Raw genomic sequence first — 20,589 nt, forward strand, 5'->3', positions numbered from 1 at the left:
ATCAAAGGCTAGTTGTATATTTTATGGAATAAATCAATGTATTTTTCCATTACAATTTTTCGTTTCAGTTTTAGAGTAGGAGTGAGCTGTCCGCCTTCAATAGACCAAACATCTGGTGTCAATTCAAAACGTTTTATTTTTTCCCAATTTCCAAATTTTTCATTTAACGAATCTATTTCTTCTTGAATTCGAGCAATAACTTTTTCATTAGAAATGATTTCTTCATTGCTTTTCCCAACATCAATTCCGTGGATAACACCCCATTCTTTGACAAAATCAAAACTAGGCTGAATAAAAGCTGCAGGCATTTTTTGTCCGTCACCAATAACCATTATTTGTTCAATAAAACGAGATTGTTTCATCGTATTTTCAATTAACTGTGGAGCTATGTATTTTCCTCCTGATGTCTTGAACATTTCTTTTTTACGATCGGTGATTTTCAGAAATCCCTCTTCGTCAAATATCCCAATGTCTCCCGTGTGGAAATATCCGTTAGTGATAACTTCACTGGTAAGTTTTTCATCTTTGTAATAGCCCATCATTACGTTAGGTCCTTTGCAAAGGATTTCACCGTCTTCAGCAATTAGAACTTCTACATTATCAATCACTTTACCTACAGTTCCCACTTTGAAACCGTGATTTCTCATGTCATTAACGGAGATTACAGGTGAGGTTTCGGTTAAACCGTATCCTTCCATTACGGGAATTTCTGCTGCGGCAAAAATTCGAGCCAATCTAGGTTGTAGTGCAGCACTTCCAGAAACCATCAAATCAAGGTTTCCACCTAAACCTTCTTTCCATTTGCTAAATATAAGTTTACGGGCAATTTTGAGTTGGAATTCATACCAAAATCCATTTTTGCCGTAAGGCTCGTAGATTAATCCTAAATCAATGGCCCAAAAGAATAGTTTCTTTTTGATACCAGTTAATTCTGTTCCTTTAGCGTAGATTTTATCGTATACTTTTTCTAAAAGTCTTGGAACAGCTGTAATTACTGTTGGTTTTACTTCTTTTATATTATCACTAATTTTGTCAATTGATTCTCCAAAATATACTGATACACCGTAATATTGGTATAAATACAAGATCATTCTTTCAAAAATATGACAAATAGGAAGGAAACTCAACGCACGACTTTTCCCTGCTTCAAATGGAATTCTCGAAGCACTATCTAGCACATTTGAGACAATATTTTTATGCGAAAGCATAACTCCTTTTGGCTTTCCTGTGGTTCCTGAAGTATAAATTATAGTTGCTAAATCTTCTGTTGTTACGTTGTTTTTTCGCTCTTCAACCTCACTTTGATTGCCTGTGTCTACACCAAGAATCAATAATTCATTCCAGTTTTTGCAGCCTTCAATTTCGTTAAACGAATAGACTTCTTTTACGTTTGGAATTTTATCCCTAATCAAATTTACTTTACGCAGTACTTCGACATCCGATACAAAACAATATATGGCACCGGAATGATTCAGGATGTATTCATAATCATCTTCGGAAATTGTTGGGTAAATGGGAACGGTTTGAGCACCAGTCTGCAACACACCAATATCCATAATATTCCATTCGGTTCTATTATTAGTAGAAATAATGGCTATTTTATCGTCTTTTTTAACGTTCATTTTCAAGAGCGCCCTAGAAACCGCGTTGGCTTTGGCAATATATTCTTGTGTAGAAGTTTTTATCCAAACCCCGTTTTGCTTTGTTGTTAAAGCATCTGGAATTGAAGTATATTTTTCTTGTTGATAATAAGGAAAATCAAAAAGTCTGGTTATAGAAGTCATTATTCGAATGTTGAATTGATTCGCAAATTAAATAAAAATTAATAATAATTATTAATTTTCAAAAATTAAATGGAAAATTAAACCAGAATTATTCCATTTTACGAAATCGTTTTCTTGTAATGAAGTTTAAGAGGCTGATTTTAAGCTTAAATGTTACTTTCAGATGAATTTTCTAAGGAATAGATTAGTCAACATAGTCTTTGCTTCTTTCTCCTAAAATGAACATTTTCTTTTTTTGAAAATGAATAGAAAAATGGGCATTTATCCAGTCTTCTGTAGTTTCTATTTCTGAGTTTGTCTCTTTGTTTTTATACCAAAGTGTATATACCGCATAGTTAAAGCCTTTTTCGTACTTTGGAGTACCATTTTCAAAACATTCTATTCCCCAAATAATTGTTGTCTTTGATAAATCCAATAACTGAAAAATACCGGTTCCATCCAGATTCAATTGTATTACAGGTTCTTTTTGTCCTTCAAAAAGATAGGTTCCTGTTATGGGATAATCAATGGTAGTGGTTATGTAATGGATTCCGTCTTTGGCTGTGATTTTTTCAACTTTATTTTGTGCGTTTGCACTAGCAAAAAATAGAATTAAAGGTAGTATAAATACGGCAACTAATTTTGTCATTTCCGGTAGTTTTGGTTTTAAACGAAAAGTGTTTTTTATTGCTACTAGTATATTTAGTAAATGTTTTTTCAAATCTAACAAATCGAAACTTTGTAAACAAATAGTAGTAATTTTTCGTCTAATAAAAGTCATGTATGTATGATACGATTGTATTCGAATAGCTTGAAAATATCGGATAGTATTTATTTAGGAACTCCAGCCTTTTCCATTTCAGCCCTTTTTTATTTTTTTCTTCTAATTAATTGTTGGAGATTCTTTTCTTTTACAGCAGCTCTGTTTTGAATGCAATAATCAGTATGATAAAAGTGTGATTGGAGAAAATTAATTTGCATTTCATTCCATTCTTCTAGGCTGAGATTGGGGTTATAATGTTTTAATTCTAAATACAGTTTATTTCCTATGCGTTCAAAATTTTCGGTACCCAAATATTCGAGATCGGCATCCGCAAGTATGCGTTCTAGTTTGTTTTTTGGTTTTTGAGGTATTGTAGTGGCACGTATCATGCCTGCAATAATTTCAATTTCTTTTTTGGTGTATCCAAATTCAGGTAACTTCTTTTCAGCAAACCGAATACTTTCTTCTTCATGTCCCTCATTAACTCCGTTGATAAATCCGGCATCATGAAGTAAGGCAGCAGTTTTAATAAGCAGCATATCTTTCTCCGTTGTATTTTCTTGTATCGCAATATATTCCGATACTTCCAGCACATGTTGTGTATGTTTCCAATGGTGATAAATGAGAAAAGGAGACAATTGTGTTTTTAAACAATCCATGACATTGGTATACAAAAGATTCCAGTTTTTCATATTTTGCAGCTACAATTAAATTAAAAAATAAGGTACGCATACACGCTATGAAAGCATCTTTGCGAGATGTTATTTCATAGATTTTGGTTACTAATGTTTTTGTTTGTTTCTTAAAATTCCACCGCTGGCTTCTTTAATATATTGGATAAACATAAAAGCATTTGGGTCTAATTTTCTTATCTCATCTTTTATTCGGAGTAATTCCAGTCGCGTTACTACGGTGATTATAATGTCACAATCTGATTTTAAATCGAAAGTATCCGGTAGATAGCCACGTTCTCCTTTTATTATTGTGATTCCTTTTCCAAATTTTTTCACAATTAGGGCTTTAATACTTTCACTTTTAGCTGAAATAACATGTAAAGAAGTATATTGTTCTAAACCATGGGTTATATAATCGAGTGATTTTATGGCTGAAAAATAGGTGACTATAGAGTACAATGCCGTTCCAATTCCAAACGACCAGGCTGCCGCTAAAAACAATAAGGTATTCATTGCAAATATAACTTCGGATATATTGAGGCCTATTTTTCGGGTGGTCAATAAAGCCAAAATTTCTACACCGTCAGCAGTGGAACCACTCCGAATGCACAATCCCATCCCGATACCAATAAGGCAACCGCCGAACAAAGCAATTAAAAGTCTGTCTGTGGTAACAGCTTCAATATGAATAAAAGTCATACTGGCGGCTAGTAATAAAAAAGTCATCAAGCTTTGTAATGCAAATGTTTTTCCCAATAATCTTTTTCCTAAAAACAAGAAAGGTATGTTTAAACCCAAGACCAGAATTCCAAATGGCAGATGGGTAATTTCATGGACAAGTATCGAAATCCCTATAATACCGCCATCCAAAAATTTATTGGGTATCATAAACCCCTTTAATGCCAATGTAATGAATACTACGCCCACTATGTTTAGAATAATATTTTTAGGATGAAATATTTCTTTCCAGTCAATGGGTTGGTAATTAATATTCATAGGAGCTAATTTGGATTAAAATCCATTAAATATACTACTTTATTTTAAAAATATACTTTATATTTGTCTAATAATTAGGTTGTTACATAAAATTTTGATTACTTGGTTTCCCCAGCCATTTTACAGTAATAGTTTTCTAAATAAAAATTTATTAACCTTTAAATATAGTAATCATGGCAAAGCCTGTAGTGATCACGTTGACTGTTCAAACCGCTGCTCTTTATGGAATGAATGCTCCATCACAATCTCAAGTTGATAGTTGTTGCACATTATCCGATGATAATTCCGGAAGGTCACAAAATGGAACTTTAGAGGATTTCAAATCATTCGTATTTATCAATAATAATGTAAAGTGGGTTGGTGTTTCAAGGGACTCAGGATATTCAGTAGCAATCGATAGTATTGATTATGAGTCCAAATCCAATGACGTTAATTTTTTTGATACACCTATTATTAGTGGTACTGGTGGAAGATCTGGAAACGCATCGGCCAATGTCAAAAACGACCCAAATTTAATCAACCAGTTAGATATTTACAACATCAATTTTAGGGTTTATAATTCGGGTAATTCTTCAAAAGCATTTAGCATAGATCCAAAATTAGCCATAAATCCGTAATGGACTTTAATTTTAAATATCCTTTTACAATCGCTCTTTTTGTTTTTTTTGTGGCCATAAGTACTATTTCAGCTCAAGAGCAAAAAGTGGCGGACAGTCTTGTGAAAATTTATCAAAAAGGGAATATTAAAAATGCTGAAAAATTAGAATTACTTAGGAATTTATCTTTTAATGAAGTGAATAATCTAAAGCTGTCCTTGCGATATGCCGAGGAACTTATTGCGCTGTCAAAGTTAGAAAATAATTATTTATACCTGCACAGAGGGTATTTTCAAAAAGGAAATAAACTCAGGCTAATAGGCGATTTGAATAAGTCTTTAGATGCTTTTTTTAAAAGTGAAGCTGCAGCTAGCAAAGCCAAATATAGTGTTGGTCAAGGAACTGCTTTTTCGGCTATTGCCGATGTATATTCGGTCATGGGAAATTCTAAAAATGCCTATCTGTACTATGATAAAGCCATTAAAATATTAAGAAGAACGGACAATTCTATTGGATTAGCATCTGCGTTGTTAAATGCTGGAGATGAGTATTTTAAAAATAAAAAATTCGATTTAGCACTAAGAAATTTTAAAGAGTCTGGCAAAATTTTCAAGAAAGCCGATTACTTAATTGGTACCGCTTACAATTTGGGAAACATAGGAATGGTATATGCGGAGCAAGGAAAGGATGTTTTAGCCATGCAATACATAAGTAAAGCCATAAAAATTCTGGAAGAACTGAAGGATTATTATGCTATTTCTGACTACCTGACCTACATGTCAGCTATTTATTTGAAACAAAATAATATGGCTTTTGCACTCAATTATGCACAGAGAAGTCTGGAGCTAGCTCAAAAATATGGCTTAAAAGATCAAATCAGTAATTCAAATTTGAAACTCTCAGAACTCTATCAAATAGCTGGTAATCCTATCGAATCCTTTGCTCATTATAAAAATCATATTATTTATCGGGATAGCATTATGAATCTCAAATCAGTTCAGCAAATGGCTGATATACGAACGAATTATGAAGTTTCTCAGAAACAAATTGAAGTAGATTTGCTCAATCAGGGAAGAAAAAATCGCCAGATTATTGCCATTTCATCCTCGATTTCATCGGGACTGGTTTTTTTACTTGCTTTTGGAATGTTTAGAAGGTATAAATTCATCAAGAAAACAAATGTCATTATTGAAGCAGAAAAGAATCGGTCAAACAGCTTGTTGCTAAATATTCTTCCCGAAGAAACCGCTCATGAGTTAAAACAAAATGGCAAAGTACGCGCCAAAAAATTCGAATCGGTATCGGTATTATTTACCGATTTTGAGGGATTTACCCAATATGCAGAAAAACTACCGCCAGAAAAACTGGTAGAAAGTGTGGACTATTATTTCTCGAAATTTGATACAATCATGGAAAAGTATGATTTAGAAAAAATCAAAACAGTAGGTGATTGTTACATGTGCGCGGGAGGTTTGCCTTTTTCAACAGATGATCATGCTTATAAAATGGTACAGGCGGCTTTTGAAATTGCCTCTTTTGTTAAGGATTCAAAAAATAATAACCCACTAAATGATACCCGTTTTGAAATTCGTATCGGAATCAATTCTGGACCAGTGGTAGCTGGAGTTGTTGGAACCAAGAAATTTGCGTATGACATTTGGGGCGATACAGTAAACATCGCTTCGCGGATGGAATCTAATTCTGAACCAGGAAAAATAAATATATCCGAAAATACGTATGAACTGATTAAAGATACTTTTAATTGTGATTATAGAGGTGAAATTGAAGTTAAAAATCGGGGAATGATGAAAATGTATTTTGTAAATAATCCTACAACATAAAGTGATATTAATTGTTTCAGTCAGAAATCCTAATATTGACTTTTTGGGAAGAGTTTGTAAAACTACATAGACGATTACAGTATATCAGCGCGGTAGGATAGAAATTCCTATCCAATGCATAACAAGCATTATTGCGACTGTTATTCCAAAACTACACAAACAAAGAAGTCGCCAATATGTAGATCTTCCATACCCATATTTCCAAACCTTTTCACCAGCTTCTTTTCTGTTTTCTTTTAAAGTAAATTTCGAGAGAATGTAAGTTGAAACAACAAAAATTAATATTGCAATTAGCCAAAATTTAATCATGATTTACTTTTTTAATGACGGTATTAAATTACGATTTTTTTTCTTAAATTACCTTTTGCGTCATGTTTTACATTTGATTTTAAACTAAACTAAGCCCATTTTATTCGGATTTGCCAAATCTTCCAAATACAAAACCAATTTCAAATTAAGCCTAATACCCAAATTGCTTGTAGCGTGTGTTGGCGGTAGTTATTTAGACAATTCTACTTTTAATTTAATAAATCCTTTCCAATTATTTCCAGCTTCGTGATAATTTATAACTAAAGTAGAATCGATTGTTTCAGCGGAATACCATTGACCAGCATGATATGGAATTTGTTCTTCTAAACTTTTATTCAGAAGTTCATGCAAATAATCATAAATAGCTTTTTTATGATTTTCATTCAAAGCGACTCTTTTTTTCTCGATAATTTTTCGACTTGTTGAATTTTTACAGTCAACGCTATCTTTTGTTATTTCAGCAAAAAGTTTTTTTTCTGCACTCACAATTTTTATCTCTTCGTGATGTCCGCCCCATTCTCCACATTCATCATAATCTGCTGTCAGTTTCAAATAACCTGCTCCAACAATATTTTCAAATTCGGCAACTTTGTCGGTGTTTTTGGTTTCTGGTGGCTTTCTATTACAACTTAAAATTAAGAATGCAATTGCGAAATAATATGCTTTGTTCATATTTACGAAAATGTGGTTTATAATTACTGCTGACGTCCCGCTGCTTCGCGAGGTTTGGGACTAAATTAAGATTTATTTTTCGGTTAACTACAAATTTCCCAAATACAAAACCAACTTTAAATTAAGCCTAAAACCCAAATCTTGCGAAACCGCTGTTGTGTGCAGTTTTATATTTTTTCTGAAGTTTCTGTTAAGAAGTCTATAGCTAACAAAATCAATTGCTCATTCTTTTCTTTAGTTAAATAGTTTATTTTAAGAACATACGAATTATCATTTCTATCATATTCGGCTAATATGTCAGGAGACAAATCTGAACTGCTATTGGCTATTTCAAATATTTGTTTTAAAGTAGATGATGAAGCCAAAACAGTTTTAAGTTTTTCATCATTGCAGGAAATATCGAATGCTTTATTTTTCCCCATAATTTTATGAAGAAAACTTGCACTACCGATTCGGAATGAAGTTTTATAGTGTGGATTACGGATTTTGGTTTCTGAACTTAAAATATTCTGGTCAGTAAAGCCATCAATTCCGACTCTTGTAGCCTCATTATTTCTTGCTTCAAAATAAATAGTTGATTCAGACCTCGGAGTTGCAAAAGACATTGAATATTTTTCAGAGGACATATAAGCTCTGCCATTCCAATAGCTACTTTCTTGCGCTTTAATATTAAACAAACTAATATAATTTGGATTCTCGAATATGCTCATAGTTTTTGTTTTTGGCAAATTGCACACAACGTTTCGCTGCTTTGAGATGGTGTGTGGTTCGTAACCTTTCAATTTTTGGTTTAACGAAAACGTGATACAAAACGGTAATTCCACTAAATCACACACTATATTAAAACAGCTGTTGTGTGCTGTTCTTTTTTAATTTTTATTTCTCAATTTTCCAATATCTTTACTTTGGGCATTTCAATAGAAATCATTGTTTTTAATGATTTTTTTCGAATATCTCCTAAATTATTAAAAAAATAATCTACGCTGTTTTTATCATTTCTTTTAGTGTATGCGAAAATTAATATTCCTTTTTTATTATTATCTAAATCTATTTGTTTGTAGCGATATATATTGAATTCAGCAGTATTAATTATATTATTTTTCATATCGCTTAAAACAAAGTCTACAATAATTTCTTTTTTATCAGGACTATAATTCGCTTTATAATTACACGTAATATCTGTTTGTTTTCGAATATTTAGTTCTTCAATTTTTTGGTCGACCGCATCATTAAGCGTAAGGTCGGTTACAAACAAATGTATAGTTAGCATTTCTTTATAATTTTCAGCTGATTGTTTTTTCGGAAAATATTCTTGAATATAATATGTTTCATTTGGTTTGTCTGACCAAGAAAAATTAAAATCTTTTGAATTAAATATTAAAGGACCTGGCACTCCAATTCTGTCAATTGGGGCATCATTAATAACCGTAAAAGACATTAATATTGTTGATAGAATAATTAAGTATTTTTTCATTTCATTTTTTTATTTTTGAATAGCACACAACGTCTTGGCACTACAGCGGGTTTGGGATTAAATTAAGCCCTATTTTCGGATTAGCCAAATATTCCAAATACAAAACCAACTTTCCATTAAGCCAATTGCCCAAATCCGTTGTAGTGGCTGTTGTGTGTAGTTCTTTATTGCATTGGATTTTTACCGGCATCTGATAGTTTTAAGTTCAGAGCATCTCTCTTCTTTTTAATTGCTTGAGGTCTTACAAATAGATATTCAAAAAGCATTTCTATAACATCTAAATTCCATTCTGCTTCATGAGGTTCAACTTCTACAATTTCTCCACTGCTTTGACTTTTTATTGGATGAGCTGCAAAATTGCCAACATTTCTTATTGAATCTATGCTTTCAATTAAATCAGTTGGCAACAATCCATTGTCTATAATTTCTTGAATTTCTTGAAAAAGATCTTTTTTCTTTATTCCTAAATTTTCTCTTATTAAATGTTGCAAACATCTCCGACTAAGTGCTGCACTAGCTTTTGGACTATCAACAATTACAAGGCAAGCTTCATTATAATCATCTGCAAACTGAACTGGTACTTCAAGTGGCACAGGAGGTCTATTTGCAATTTTAGGTCGAATTAATAATTCAGATTTATAATTACGTTTTTGTCCGAATTGTGATTCGGTTAATATGAAGTTTCTTAAATAGTATATATTGTTTTTGCAATTCGGACAATTTTTTGAGAGTATATCCCAATTTCCTTGAGCATCATTTCCAAGTGAAATTTGCTTTGATTCATCATGAAATTCTACTAAACAATGGGGACATTTCATATCTAAAATTATTTTTTATTGTTAATATTTCAATTTTATTTTTCGTTCGTTCGGGAGAATTACACACAACGTTCCGCGGCTTCTCGTCAGTTGCGAAGTTCGGAACTTTTTAATTTCTGTTAAAGATAAAAATTCTTGCGAAACGCAAACGTGAATTCACTGCAAAATTCGCAATTGCGAGAAACCGCTGTTATAGGTAGGCTGGCTACAATGCTAGGTTTTCATCTTCAAAATACAACACAAAAGTTTGAAATTCATCTATGTCTATTCCATTTTGTTTTTTCTCTTCAAGAAATTTAAAGTTTTCCAAAGCTTCCTTTTCCACATCATATTTTTGGAATATAGAATTGAACTTTTCTAAACTTTCTTTTGCGGTTCTTTCGCAATACATTTTCCACGTTTCTTCAGACTTTCTGCTTTCCGTATCATAAGCAAGCCAATATAATTCACAAGTTCCATCAGGCAAAGCGTATTGAATTTGTCCGCCACTAATGGCTAACAAATTTTCTCGCGCAATGTTAATTACATCTTCAAAATCAATTTTTCTACAACCAAATTCATTTCCGGTTAAAATGTCTTTGTCGAGAATTCTTTCGGGAATATTTCTTTTAAACTCGTTCAATTTTCTGTTTCTAAGATTACGCGGGCCAGCTTACCTATAACTTGTATATAGGCGCTACAAAATAGCGTATATACATCTCATTTTGGGTGGATAGGCGCTACTGCGTAGCGTATTACTTTCAAATATACACTTTAATTATTATCCTACAAATCATCAAAATAGCTTTTAAATTCATTCCATAAAAAAAGCGCTCCTTTTCAGGAACGCTTTCATATAGTAAATCAAAAAATTATTTTTTATCCATCCATTTTCTGGCATTGACAAAAGCTTCATGCCAAGGTGAAACTTCATCGTCTCGGTCTTTTGGGTAATAGGCCCAGTTCCATTGGAACGTAGAACGCTCAATGTGTGGCATCATCACCAAGTGACGTCCTGTTTTGTCGCAAAGCATCGCCACGTCAAAATGTGAACCGTTTGGATTAGCAGGATAGCCTTCATAGGCATATTTAGAAACAATATTGTAATTTTCTTCACCCATTGGTAAGTTGAATTTTCCTTCACCATGCGAAACCCAAACTCCAAGTGTACTTCCTGCTAATGATGAAAGCATCACTGAATTGTTTTCCTGTACCGTTACCGATGTAAAAATACTTTCGTGTTTGTTACTTTCGTTGTGCAGCATTTTTCCGTGTACTTCATGCTCTGGATTAATTACTTCCAATTCCATGAACAATTGGCAACCATTACAGATTCCAACAGACAACGTATCTTCTCTTTTAAAGAAATTGTCTAAAGCTGTTTTTGCCTTTTCATTGTATAAAAATGCTCCGGCCCAACCTTTGGCAGAACCCAATACATCTGAATTAGAGAATCCACCAACAGCTCCAATAAACTGAATGTCTTCCAAGGTTTCACGACCTGAAATCAAATCGGTCATGTGAACGTCTTTTACATCAAAACCGGCTAAGTACATCGCATTTGCCATTTCACGCTCGGAGTTACTTCCTTTTTCACGGATAATAGCTGCTTTAGGTTTTGGCTTAGAATGGTCGATAACTGGTTTTTTTCCTGTAAAATGTGCAGGGAAAGTATAGTGTAACGCTTGGTTTTTGTAATTGTCAAAACGTGCTTGAGCCGTTCCGTTCTTCGATTGTTTTTGGTCTAATAAGAAGGAAGTCTTGAACCAAATATCTCTGTATTCTTTTATATCAAAAGTCAAATGGCCAAGGTCTAAAGTTCCGTTTTCGACCACTTTTCCTAGTTTGTAGAACGTAACTTTATTTGATTCTAATATAGATTCCACTTCAGCATCTGATTTTGCTTGGAAAACAATTCCTATATTTTCAGCAAAAAGATATTTGATGATGTCTTTCTCTTCAAAAACTGAGAAATCTATTTGAGCTCCCAAGTTAGTATCTGCAAAACACATTTCTAATAAAGTCGTGATCAAACCACCGCTTCCAATGTCATGTCCGGCAAGGATATTGTTGTCTGAAATTAATTCTTGAATGGTATTGAAGGCTCTTTTGAAAAAGGCAGCATCTTTAATCGTTGGTACTTCATTTCCAATAGTGTTCAATGTTTGTGCAAACGAAGAACCACCTAATTTAAAATCATCTTGTGACAGATTGATGTAATAAATAGAACCGCCGTCTCTTTGTAGAACCGGCTCTACTACTTTTCTAATATCGGTACAATTTCCACCTGCCGAAATAATGACCGTTCCCGGTGCGATTACTTCTTCATTTGGATATTTTTGTTTCATGGAAAGGGAATCTTTTCCGGTTGGGATATTGATTCCCAATTCGATTGCAAAATCCGAACAACCTTGTACAGCTGCGTACAAACGAGCGTCTTCCCCTTCGTTTTTACAAGCCCACATCCAGTTTGCCGAAAGTGAAATTCCTTTTAATCCATCTTTTATTGGTGCCCAAACAATGTTTGATAAAGATTCGGCAATAGCAGTTCTTGTTCCTGCCACCGGATCAATTAACGAAGCAATAGGCGAGTGCCCAATCGAAGTGGCAATTCCTTCTATTCCTTGGTAATCTAAAGCCATTACACCACAATTGTTTAATGGCAATTGCAATGGACCTGCACATTGTTGTTTCGCCACTTTACCACCTACGCAACGGTCCACTTTGTTGGTCAACCAGTCTTTACAAGCAACCGCTTCCAGTTGAAGTACTTGCTCTAAGTAGGTTGAAATGTTTTTCTTGTCGTAACTTAAATCGCTATAGTTTCTTTTGATAGTTTTGTCCGTCATAACTACTTTTGGAGAACTTCCAAAAAAGTCTTCCAAAGCAAAATCCATAGGTTTAGCACCAGTTGATTTTGATTCGAAAGTAAAACGATGATCTCCGGTTACGTCTCCTACTTGATACATTGGAGAACGTTCCCTGTCAGCAATTTTTTGCAATAAATCGATGTTTTCCTTACCAATAACCAATCCCATTCTTTCCTGGGATTCGTTACCAATTATTTCTTTTGCCGAAAGGGTAGGATCTCCCACAGGTAATTTGTCTAAATCAATTAATCCGCCCGTTTCTTCCACTAATTCCGAAAGACAGTTTAAATGCCCTCCAGCGCCGTGATCGTGAATAGAGACAATTGGATTGTTATCACTTTCTACTAATCCACGAATGGCATTAGCAGCACGTTTTTGCATTTCCGGGTTCGAACGTTGAATGGCATTCAATTCAATTCCTGAACTAAAAGCGCCTGTATCTGCTGAAGAAACTGCAGCGCCACCCATTCCAATTCTATAATTTTCCCCACCAAGGATAACAATTTTATCACCTGTTTGTGGTTTTTTCTTAATCGCTTGATCTAATTTTCCGTAACCAATTCCACCCGCTTGCATAATCACTTTGTCGAAACCTAGTTTGCGAGCGTCTTCTTCGTGTTCGAAAGTCAGGATAGAACCTGTAATTAAGGGTTGTCCAAATTTATTTCCAAAATCAGAAGCTCCGTTTGACGCTTTGATCAAAATATCCATTGGCGTTTGATACAACCATTTTCTTTCGGTCATACCGTTTTCCCACGGTCTGTTTTCGGCTAAACGAGAATAGGAAGTCATGTATACTGCCGTTCCTGCCATTGGCAAAGAACCTTGTCCACCTGCTAAACGGTCACGGATTTCTCCACCAGAACCCGTTGCAGCTCCATTGAAAGGCTCCACGGTTGTTGGGAAATTGTGCGTTTCTGCTTTTAATGAAATAACCGAATCAAATTCTTTTACTTCATAAAAATCAGGTTTATCAGCACTTTTTGGTGCAAACTGTTGTACACGAGGCCCTTTTACAAAAGCAACGTTGTCTTTATAAGCCGAAACAATATCGTTCGGGTTTTCCTGAGATGTTTTCTTGATTAATTTGAATAAAGAAGATTCTTTTTCTTCTCCGTCAATGATAAATTTTCCGTTGAAAATCTTGTGACGACAGTGTTCTGAATTGGCTTGTGAGAATCCAAAAATCTCAGAATCTGTTAGTTTTCGTCCTAATTTAATCGCTAGATTATCCAAATATTCCACTTCTTCCGGACTCAAAGACAATCCTTCTTGTTTGTTGTAAGCAGCAATATCATCGATGTCCAAAATGGCTTCCGGAAGTACATTGATAGTGAAAATATCTTGATTTAACTCAGCGTATTTTAGCGACAACATCGGGTCAAAATCAGAAAAATCAGCTGTTACTTTGTGAAATTCTTCGATTCTAATGATTCCGGAAATTCCCATGTTTTGGGTGATTTCCACAGCATTAGTGCTCCACGGCGTTATCATTGTGGCGCGAGGACCAACAAAAAAATCCGTCAGTACGGATTTTTCTATTTTATTTGAATCGGCAAAAAGCCAGTTTAATTTTGAAATGTCTTGAGCCGAAATTTCGTTTTGCGTTTGTACGGCAAAAACAGTTTTGCTTTGGTTTTCAAAGAAATGGATCATTGTTTTTTAGTTTGTTGTATTGCGGTGCAAATTTAGTCAATTAAGATTAAATTTAAGGTAAAAAAAAAGCGGCAATTTGCCGCTTTCCTAATTAGTTGATTATTAATTTCTTGATGACCGAATTTGAATCGATGGTAACTCGAACTAAGTACGTTCCTTTTGCAATATTTGGCAGCGTAATTTCTGATTTGGTACTGTTTTCTTCGCTGTAAATTTTCTGACCAATTATAGAATAAATTTCTATAGCATACTTTTTATTCGAATTATTGATAGAGAAATTTCCATTAGATGGATTTGGATAAATTGCAATATCATTTATATCAAGAGTAACGCTTGTTTTAGGTGTTTTTTCAACCACACGACTTCCTAAATTGTTACAGGTGTCTGAAGTGTACGAATCCCATTGTGCTGTTTTATTGAAAGTGGTCGTTGGAGAAGTAACTGTTGCTTTTCTTCGGATTGTTTCATCAGCTGCAAAGTTTGCTGTTCCGCCGTTAAAAGTTCCAATGATGTCAATTAAGACTCCATTTTTGAATAAACCTACAGCATCATTTCCATTAAAAGCCATTTCAGTTGCTGATGTAGAAAGATTAGCCGAACTTATAGGATAACAAGTGGATGCCATCAAACTATTTACAATGGTGAATTTACTTCCGTTATTCAGCGTTCCGGTTAAGGATAGTCCTGTACTCCAAGCACCGGCACCGTTGGTTTGTTTTTTGATACTGTAAATCGATAAATTAATCGCTCCGCCTGTTGCATTTGAAATTTCCAACGCTTTATTGTTTGACGAACCTTCAATATATTCAGAAAATAATAAATCGGTTGCAGTGGAGCCACCGCTAGTTGTAGTAACATTGACAACATTGCTTGAAGCTGAAATATTTCCGGCTGCATCCTTAGCTTTTACAGAAAAAGTATAGGCTGTTGCAGCAGTTAATCCCGTAACATTATACGTTGTGCTTGAAACGGTACCTAATAATGTAGTTCCTCTGTATACGTTGTATCCGGTTACTCCAACATTGTCCGTTGCGGCAGTCCAAGATAAAGTGGTTGTAGTTTGAGTTGTTCCTGATGCTGTCAAAGCTGTAGGTGCTGATGGAGCTGTTGTGTCCGCAGTTCCAGCAACTATATTTACAGTATAATCCTCTACTTGACCATACGGGATCGCTTCGCAAGAAGTTGGAATCGCATTGTATTTCATTGAAACTCTCATTCTGGTAGTTCCTAATGCAGCCGAAGCTGGTATTGTGATTGTTCCTGTTGCTGGAGTTGTTGTTGAAGTGGCTTTCGACCAAACCAGTTCTCCTGCGTCTGTAAACAATCCATTTTTGTTGTAATCAATCCATACGGCGTATCCTTCACTATAAACTGTTCCTGTCCATGATGGTGTGATGGTGATGGTATTTGCTGTTCCTGAAGTTACATTTGTAGTTAATGCAGTAAAATTTTCATAACCTGCTGTTCCTGTACTGGTGTTATTTATAGCACCAAAAACGACTTTTCCTATTTTTTCATCGGCAGTACTGTTTCCTTGAGAAGCACAATACGTAATTGATGTTCCGGCAGCAGTTGTAGCATTCACTACATTACTTGAAGCCGAAGAATTTCCTGCTGCATCTTTGGCAACAACATAAAATGAATAGGCCGTTGAAGCTGTTAATCCAGAGATAGTAGTTGTTGTTCCGGTTACTGTTGTTTTTAATGCGCTGTTCATGTATACATTATATCCAGTCACTCCAAAATTATCAGTAGAAGCCGTCCAGCTTAATGAAACTGAACTTGATGTTGTTCCGCTAGCTACTAAATTCGTTGGAGCAGTAGGAGCTTGTGCATCAGCAGTTGGGTTCCAAATCGCTTGTACATATTCTGGATGGTCAATGTATGGATTCCTATTGTTCTGAGCCGTATAAATAGCATTGTTACGAGCAATTTCTCTTGGGCTAACAGGATCTTGATTGTGCCAAGTTAGCAATACATTTAAAAAAGCAGTTGTAAAAACTTGATTACTGCTACCATTGAACATCGCATACGTATAGCCAGCAACAGTATTTTCGTAACGTGTTGCAAAATAAAAATACATACGTGCAATGTCGCCTTTGAATTCGTTGATAGGTTCGAAAATAGGTCCTGAATAACCAGAAGTTGTACTTGTTCCAAGTTTACTTCCGTTTAAGGAAGTCCAAGTTGGAGAAGTAACCGGCCCGTGTGGATAATTAGAACGTTGTCCATTTACTTTTCCGTCAGTTGGTGTGATGAAATGCGCATCCGAAACCATTGGTGATTGTTCACTAAATACAGATTGCGGAATAATGTGCTCTCTATTGTAACAATCGCCCTCTACGCTATAGGTTCCACATCTTTGTGTTGTTCCTGCGGAGTAATTATAAGGATCTGTTCCTGTGGGATTTTCAGAATACATGTCTAAAATTGTGGCGTCATTTTCAAAGTAATAATCCCTGTCTGATGTTTGATATATGGTATATAAACCTGCGTATCCGTTATCAGTATGTCCTTTGATGATGTTGTATAATTGTGTTTTCAAGGTGTAGCCAGTTCCCGTGGCGGTGTTGTAATAGCCACTTGGTATTTGGGCTATGGCAGCTGTGACAAACAGTAATAATAAGACAGAGTAGATTTTTTTCATAATTTAAATTTGTTTTGGTTATTGGGGTTAGTTTCAGTTTTTAAAAACTTGATTTTCAAATCTTAAAATACTGATGACGCGCAAATTTATAACTTTTATGATGGGTTATGTTAAGAAATTATGAAGTTAATTAAGATTTTCTTAACATAATTATTAACATTTTAAGGAAAGTAGTTTTACTCTTACTTTAGAAGAAAACAGAAATGAAAATTGGAATTGGAGTTAAAGCAATGGTGTTTATTTTGGAAAAACTTTGTTTTGATACGCACCCAAATCTGGTGGTAAAGTTCTTGTGTTTCCTAAAATATCAAGCGGAATTAAATACGCCGAACTCCCTTTTGCGAAAGCTGCTGAAGTTTCATCAATATTGAATTTGTTCTGTGATGTATTGAAAAATTTCGGGTCTTTGTTCAAAATTATAGCAGTATAGTGTGCTGTGTCAGTATTGAATTGATAATCGGGATTTGTTGAAAATTGATTGGATACGTTGTCAAATTTAATCAGGCAATTGTTGAATTGGTATTCAAAAGTAGCCCCTGTTTTCTTGTTTAAACTCATTTCGTTTGAGTACGACCCATAAATAATACAATTGTTAAATGTGGCTGCGGTTAAATCTTTCACTTCCGGAACTGCTCCCAAAATATAATTGCTCACCAAAACTGCTACTTGTTGTGAGCTGTTCCAGTTATTGTTGAAGGTGGAATGTGTAAAAGAATAATTTCCGCCATAAGAACACGCTAAACTGGCTTGTCCGGCATTATTGATAACTAAATTTTTCCCTTTGATTTTTGCGGTCTGCGCCAAAATTCCGTAGTTACTGCTATTGTAGATTTGGGTATTTTTGATAGAAACTGTTGTCCCATCATTGTTTTGAATTAACAAACCAATGGTTGCATTTTTAATCGTTAGGTGATTCAATGTGTTATTAGTACTACCGTCGGTGAGCCAAATGGTACCCCATTGTCCTGGTACATCTGAAAAATCCGGTTCTAAACGGTCACCTTCAAAAACGACCTCGTTTTCTAGTTTATCCGTTGTTGAAAGTGTTCCATTAACCTGTATCGATGCGTTATTGGCTACAATTAGTCCTGAGTTTGCATGAAAATGAACTCTAGTTCCTGCTTCAAAAGTAGCAGTTTTATTCGAAGGAACTGCTGCGTAGCCATAAATCACATAGGGTTTGTTATTAGTAAACTGCAATTCATTTCCATTAATAGCGTCATTTTCATCTAGGTAAAAGCCATCAATTTTCTCGTTTCCTATTGGTAGTGTTTCACTAGTTCCATCGGTAAATCGCTGTGGATAAAGAAAAATAGCATCTTGTACAAGGGTAACTAGTTCCACATTTTGAAGATTTTCACCACTATCAAACTGAATTTGATCGGTGTATAAAAAGTCAGCCGGATTTGTATCTGCAATAGCAGCAGTGGTTTCAATAAAAATATACAAACTGTCTTTGGCTAAAAGGTCTACGTTGTTAAAAATTTTCCCTTCTGTTCCCTGCATTCCATCAACGGTCATTCGGTATTTTGAATTCAATCCTTTTCCTAATTTAATAGTTGGAATGGTAATGTCATTCTTGCTTTTATTGTATACTTTGAGTCGGTACGTGCTAGAACCTATATTGCTAAAAACGGTATCTAAATAAACGGTGTCCTTCGAGAATTTCAAATCACCAGTACTCGCTACAGTCTCAAAATCGGAACGACAGGAACAAATACATAGGATAATTCCAATAAAAAAAAGTAATGTGATAGGACGCATTTGGTTATATTTTTTGTAAAAATAAGGAAATTCTATTTTGAAATAAGAATAACAATTGTAATTACTGTTATGTGACTTATCTTTTAATTATTTTTACATTTTTAAACACAAAAAGATGACATTCGACAAAGAAAAAATACTTCAATATTGCAATCACGTTTCTAAAAACACCTTAATGCAAACATTGAAGATCGAATATACTGATGCGGGAGAAGATTTTCTGGTTGCTACAATGCCTGTGAATCCCTCTGTTCATCAGCCAATGGGATTATTGCATGGTGGCGCATCAGTGGCTTTAGCAGAAAGTGTGGGTAGTGCCGCTTCAATGCTTTATGTGAATTCTGAACTAAGCGAGGTGCGCGGAATTGAAATTTCAGCCAATCATTTGAAAGCAAAGCGGGACGGAATTGTAACGGCAACCGCTAAGATTGTTCACAAGGGGAGAAGTATTCATCTTTGGGAAATCCGAATTACGGATGAAAACAATAACTTGATTTCACTTTGTAAACTTACCAATATGGTTTTACCAAAAAGAAAAGCAGGAGATAAATAATTGGATTTTAGTGTGGTTAAAGTCAAAAAAACAGTTTTAGTAAAAGTGTAAAAGGGTTTTTATCAAAATCAAGCACATGATACCACCTTTAGTTTTAATAGAATTTATATTTTAATACATAAGATATGATTGATTTTTTTATAAAAGTAAAACAACATAAAGCTCAAAACTTACCTTTTGTCTTGTACAGAAAACCAAATAACATCAATCTAGCAGGTTATTTTCAAAATAATGACCATTTGTATTTTGCCGAAAATTTTGAAGAAACAGGTTTTGTTTTCGCTCCTTTTGAAGGAAGTCAGATGATACTGATTCCTAGAAATCAATCGGTAAAATGGCAGACCTTGATTACTTCTGTTAAAGAAAATGAGGAATCTGATGTTCTGAATTTAGAAGATTTTCAAGCAAAGGAACATTTTGTAAGGCTTGTTGAAAAGGGAATTGATGCTATTGCAAAAGGGACTTTGAAAAAAGTGGTATTGTCACGGAAAGAAATAGTTGATTTACCTAATTTTGATTTAGTTTCAGTTTTCGAAAAATTAATTCAGAGTTACCCAACTGCTTTTTGCTATTGTTGGTTTCATCCAAAAATAGGATTATGGATGGGTGCTACACCAGAGCAATTGCTCAAGTCTAATAATAATACCTTTTATACAATGGCTTTGGCAGGAACTCAAAAACTTCAAGGAATAACTGAAGTGGCTTGGGAGCAGAAAGAAATAGAAGAGCAGCAATTTGTCACTGATTTTATTTTGAATAATCTAAAGGACGTGACTACGGAGGTAGCAGTTTCAAGCCCTTACACGATGCAAGCAGGAACTTTGGCGCATATTAAAACAGATGTTGAAGGCGTAATAAAAGATAATGCTACTTTGAAACAAGTTGTTTCTGTTTTGCATCCTACGCCAGCTGTCTGTGGATTGGCAAAAGAGGCTGCTAAGGATTTTATTCTTCACAATGAAGGTTATGAAAGAGAATACTACACTGGTTTTTTAGGAGAATTGAACAAGGTTGGATTTAATAAAGAAGAATTAAAATCCGATTTGTATGTCAATTTACGATGCATGCAAATAAAGGATGCTTCCAATCACGAATTGACAAAAGCTCATCTATACATGGGGTGTGGTATTACAAAGGACAGCATTCCTGAAAATGAATGGAAGGAGAGTGTGAATAAATCTGCTACTATGAAACGTGTATTGTAATAAATGAGG

The 20,589-nt window shown here is 34.5% G+C and carries 16 protein-coding genes and 1 pseudogene; 4 read left to right on the top strand and 13 right to left on the bottom strand.

Annotated elements, in window-relative coordinates:
• Nucleotides 1–8 precede the first annotated feature (8 nt).
• The 4 genes from V5J73_RS05385 to V5J73_RS05400 form a co-directional block, all read right to left on the bottom strand.
• Nucleotides 9–1,784 carry an AMP-dependent synthetase/ligase gene (locus V5J73_RS05385; RefSeq protein ID WP_338648139.1) on the bottom strand — a complete coding sequence of 592 codons (1,776 nt, stop codon included), beginning with the start codon at nt 1,782–1,784 and terminating at the stop codon, nt 9–11.
• A 184-nt stretch (nt 1,785–1,968) separates the two neighbouring features.
• On the bottom strand, nt 1,969–2,412 hold the full coding sequence (locus V5J73_RS05390) for a hypothetical protein (protein WP_338648140.1): 444 nt from the start codon (nt 2,410–2,412) through the stop codon (nt 1,969–1,971).
• 221 nt (nt 2,413–2,633) lie between these two features.
• Complete coding sequence (locus V5J73_RS05395; RefSeq protein ID WP_338648141.1) at nt 2,634–3,218, bottom strand: HD domain-containing protein; 585 nt, start codon at nt 3,216–3,218, stop codon at nt 2,634–2,636.
• Between the two features lie 90 nt (nt 3,219–3,308).
• Nucleotides 3,309–4,196, bottom strand: a complete 888-nt coding sequence (locus tag V5J73_RS05400; RefSeq protein ID WP_338648142.1) for a YitT family protein — start codon at nt 4,194–4,196, stop codon at nt 3,309–3,311.
• 173 nt (nt 4,197–4,369) lie between these two features.
• Between V5J73_RS05400 and V5J73_RS05405 the strand changes: the two genes are divergently transcribed.
• A complete protein-coding gene (locus V5J73_RS05405; RefSeq protein WP_338648143.1) occupies nt 4,370–4,813 on the top strand; it encodes a hypothetical protein in 444 nt (147 codons plus the stop codon).
• Nucleotides 4,813–6,633: an adenylate/guanylate cyclase domain-containing protein gene (locus tag V5J73_RS05410; protein ID WP_338648144.1), complete on the top strand. Its 1,821-nt coding sequence runs from the start codon at nt 4,813–4,815 to the stop codon at nt 6,631–6,633. Before V5J73_RS05405 ends, V5J73_RS05410 begins: the two co-directional genes overlap by 1 nt.
• A gap of 498 nt (nt 6,634–7,131) precedes the next feature.
• Here V5J73_RS05410 and V5J73_RS05415 read toward each other — a convergent pair whose 3' ends face one another.
• The 9 genes and pseudogenes from V5J73_RS05415 to V5J73_RS05455 all read right to left on the bottom strand — a co-directional run bounded on the left by V5J73_RS05415 (nt 7,132) and on the right by V5J73_RS05455 (nt 18,822).
• Nucleotides 7,132–7,614: a hypothetical protein gene (locus tag V5J73_RS05415; protein ID WP_338648146.1), complete on the bottom strand. Its 483-nt coding sequence runs from the start codon at nt 7,612–7,614 to the stop codon at nt 7,132–7,134.
• A 167-nt stretch (nt 7,615–7,781) separates the two neighbouring features.
• Complete coding sequence (locus V5J73_RS05420; RefSeq protein ID WP_338648148.1) at nt 7,782–8,324, bottom strand: hypothetical protein; 543 nt, start codon at nt 8,322–8,324, stop codon at nt 7,782–7,784.
• A 173-nt stretch (nt 8,325–8,497) separates the two neighbouring features.
• Entirely contained in the window at nt 8,498–9,088 is a 591-nt protein-coding gene (locus V5J73_RS05425) for a hypothetical protein (protein ID WP_338648150.1), read from the bottom strand.
• Between the two features lie 164 nt (nt 9,089–9,252).
• Entirely contained in the window at nt 9,253–9,906 is a 654-nt protein-coding gene (locus V5J73_RS05430) for a DUF4145 domain-containing protein (protein WP_338648152.1), read from the bottom strand.
• A 205-nt stretch (nt 9,907–10,111) separates the two neighbouring features.
• A complete protein-coding gene (locus tag V5J73_RS05435) occupies nt 10,112–10,528 on the bottom strand; it encodes a hypothetical protein (protein WP_338648154.1) in 417 nt (138 codons plus the stop codon).
• Nucleotides 10,529–10,757: 229 nt separating this feature from the next.
• Nucleotides 10,758–14,411 (bottom strand): phosphoribosylformylglycinamidine synthase, encoded by a 3,654-nt coding sequence (purL, locus tag V5J73_RS05440; RefSeq protein ID WP_338648156.1) that lies wholly within the window; start codon nt 14,409–14,411, stop codon nt 10,758–10,760.
• A 91-nt stretch (nt 14,412–14,502) separates the two neighbouring features.
• A complete protein-coding gene (locus tag V5J73_RS05445; RefSeq protein ID WP_338648594.1) occupies nt 14,503–15,996 on the bottom strand; it encodes a GEVED domain-containing protein in 1,494 nt (497 codons plus the stop codon).
• Nucleotides 15,982–17,058 (bottom strand): annotated as a pseudogene (locus V5J73_RS05450) (endonuclease); the annotation flags it as partial. The pseudogene V5J73_RS05450 and the gene V5J73_RS05445, both read right to left, overlap by 15 nt.
• A 237-nt stretch (nt 17,059–17,295) precedes the next feature.
• The gene (locus V5J73_RS05455; protein WP_338648158.1) at nt 17,296–18,822 is read right to left on the bottom strand and encodes a hypothetical protein; all 1,527 of its coding nucleotides are present in this window, start codon (nt 18,820–18,822) and stop codon (nt 17,296–17,298) included.
• Between the two features lie 115 nt (nt 18,823–18,937).
• Between V5J73_RS05455 and V5J73_RS05460 the strand changes: the two genes are divergently transcribed.
• Both V5J73_RS05460 and V5J73_RS05465 read left to right on the top strand, forming a co-directional pair.
• Complete coding sequence (locus tag V5J73_RS05460; RefSeq protein ID WP_338648159.1) at nt 18,938–19,375, top strand: PaaI family thioesterase; 438 nt, start codon at nt 18,938–18,940, stop codon at nt 19,373–19,375.
• Nucleotides 19,376–19,500: 125 nt separating this feature from the next.
• The gene (locus tag V5J73_RS05465; RefSeq protein WP_338648160.1) at nt 19,501–20,580 is read left to right on the top strand and encodes an isochorismate synthase; all 1,080 of its coding nucleotides are present in this window, start codon (nt 19,501–19,503) and stop codon (nt 20,578–20,580) included.
• Nucleotides 20,581–20,589: the final 9 nt, after the last annotated feature.

This window comes from Flavobacterium sp. KS-LB2 (genome assembly GCF_036895565.1).
In the GTDB taxonomy this organism is placed as follows: Bacteria; Bacteroidota; Bacteroidia; order Flavobacteriales; family Flavobacteriaceae; genus Flavobacterium.

Coding starts and splice junctions, on each gene's coding strand:
- V5J73_RS05385 (WP_338648139.1), bottom strand. CDS start 1,784: ATGACTTCTATAACCAGACTTTTTGATTTTCCTTATTATCAACAAGAA.
- V5J73_RS05390 (WP_338648140.1), bottom strand. CDS start 2,412: ATGACAAAATTAGTTGCCGTATTTATACTACCTTTAATTCTATTTTTT.
- V5J73_RS05395 (WP_338648141.1), bottom strand. CDS start 3,218: ATGAAAAACTGGAATCTTTTGTATACCAATGTCATGGATTGTTTAAAA.
- V5J73_RS05400 (WP_338648142.1), bottom strand. CDS start 4,196: ATGAATATTAATTACCAACCCATTGACTGGAAAGAAATATTTCATCCT.
- V5J73_RS05405 (WP_338648143.1), top strand. CDS start 4,370: ATGGCAAAGCCTGTAGTGATCACGTTGACTGTTCAAACCGCTGCTCTT.
- V5J73_RS05410 (WP_338648144.1), top strand. CDS start 4,813: ATGGACTTTAATTTTAAATATCCTTTTACAATCGCTCTTTTTGTTTTT.
- V5J73_RS05415 (WP_338648146.1), bottom strand. CDS start 7,614: ATGAACAAAGCATATTATTTCGCAATTGCATTCTTAATTTTAAGTTGT.
- V5J73_RS05420 (WP_338648148.1), bottom strand. CDS start 8,324: ATGAGCATATTCGAGAATCCAAATTATATTAGTTTGTTTAATATTAAA.
- V5J73_RS05425 (WP_338648150.1), bottom strand. CDS start 9,088: ATGAAAAAATACTTAATTATTCTATCAACAATATTAATGTCTTTTACG.
- V5J73_RS05430 (WP_338648152.1), bottom strand. CDS start 9,906: ATGAAATGTCCCCATTGTTTAGTAGAATTTCATGATGAATCAAAGCAA.
- purL (WP_338648156.1), bottom strand. CDS start 14,411: ATGATCCATTTCTTTGAAAACCAAAGCAAAACTGTTTTTGCCGTACAA.
- V5J73_RS05455 (WP_338648158.1), bottom strand. CDS start 18,822: ATGCGTCCTATCACATTACTTTTTTTTATTGGAATTATCCTATGTATT.
- V5J73_RS05460 (WP_338648159.1), top strand. CDS start 18,938: ATGACATTCGACAAAGAAAAAATACTTCAATATTGCAATCACGTTTCT.
- V5J73_RS05465 (WP_338648160.1), top strand. CDS start 19,501: ATGATTGATTTTTTTATAAAAGTAAAACAACATAAAGCTCAAAACTTA.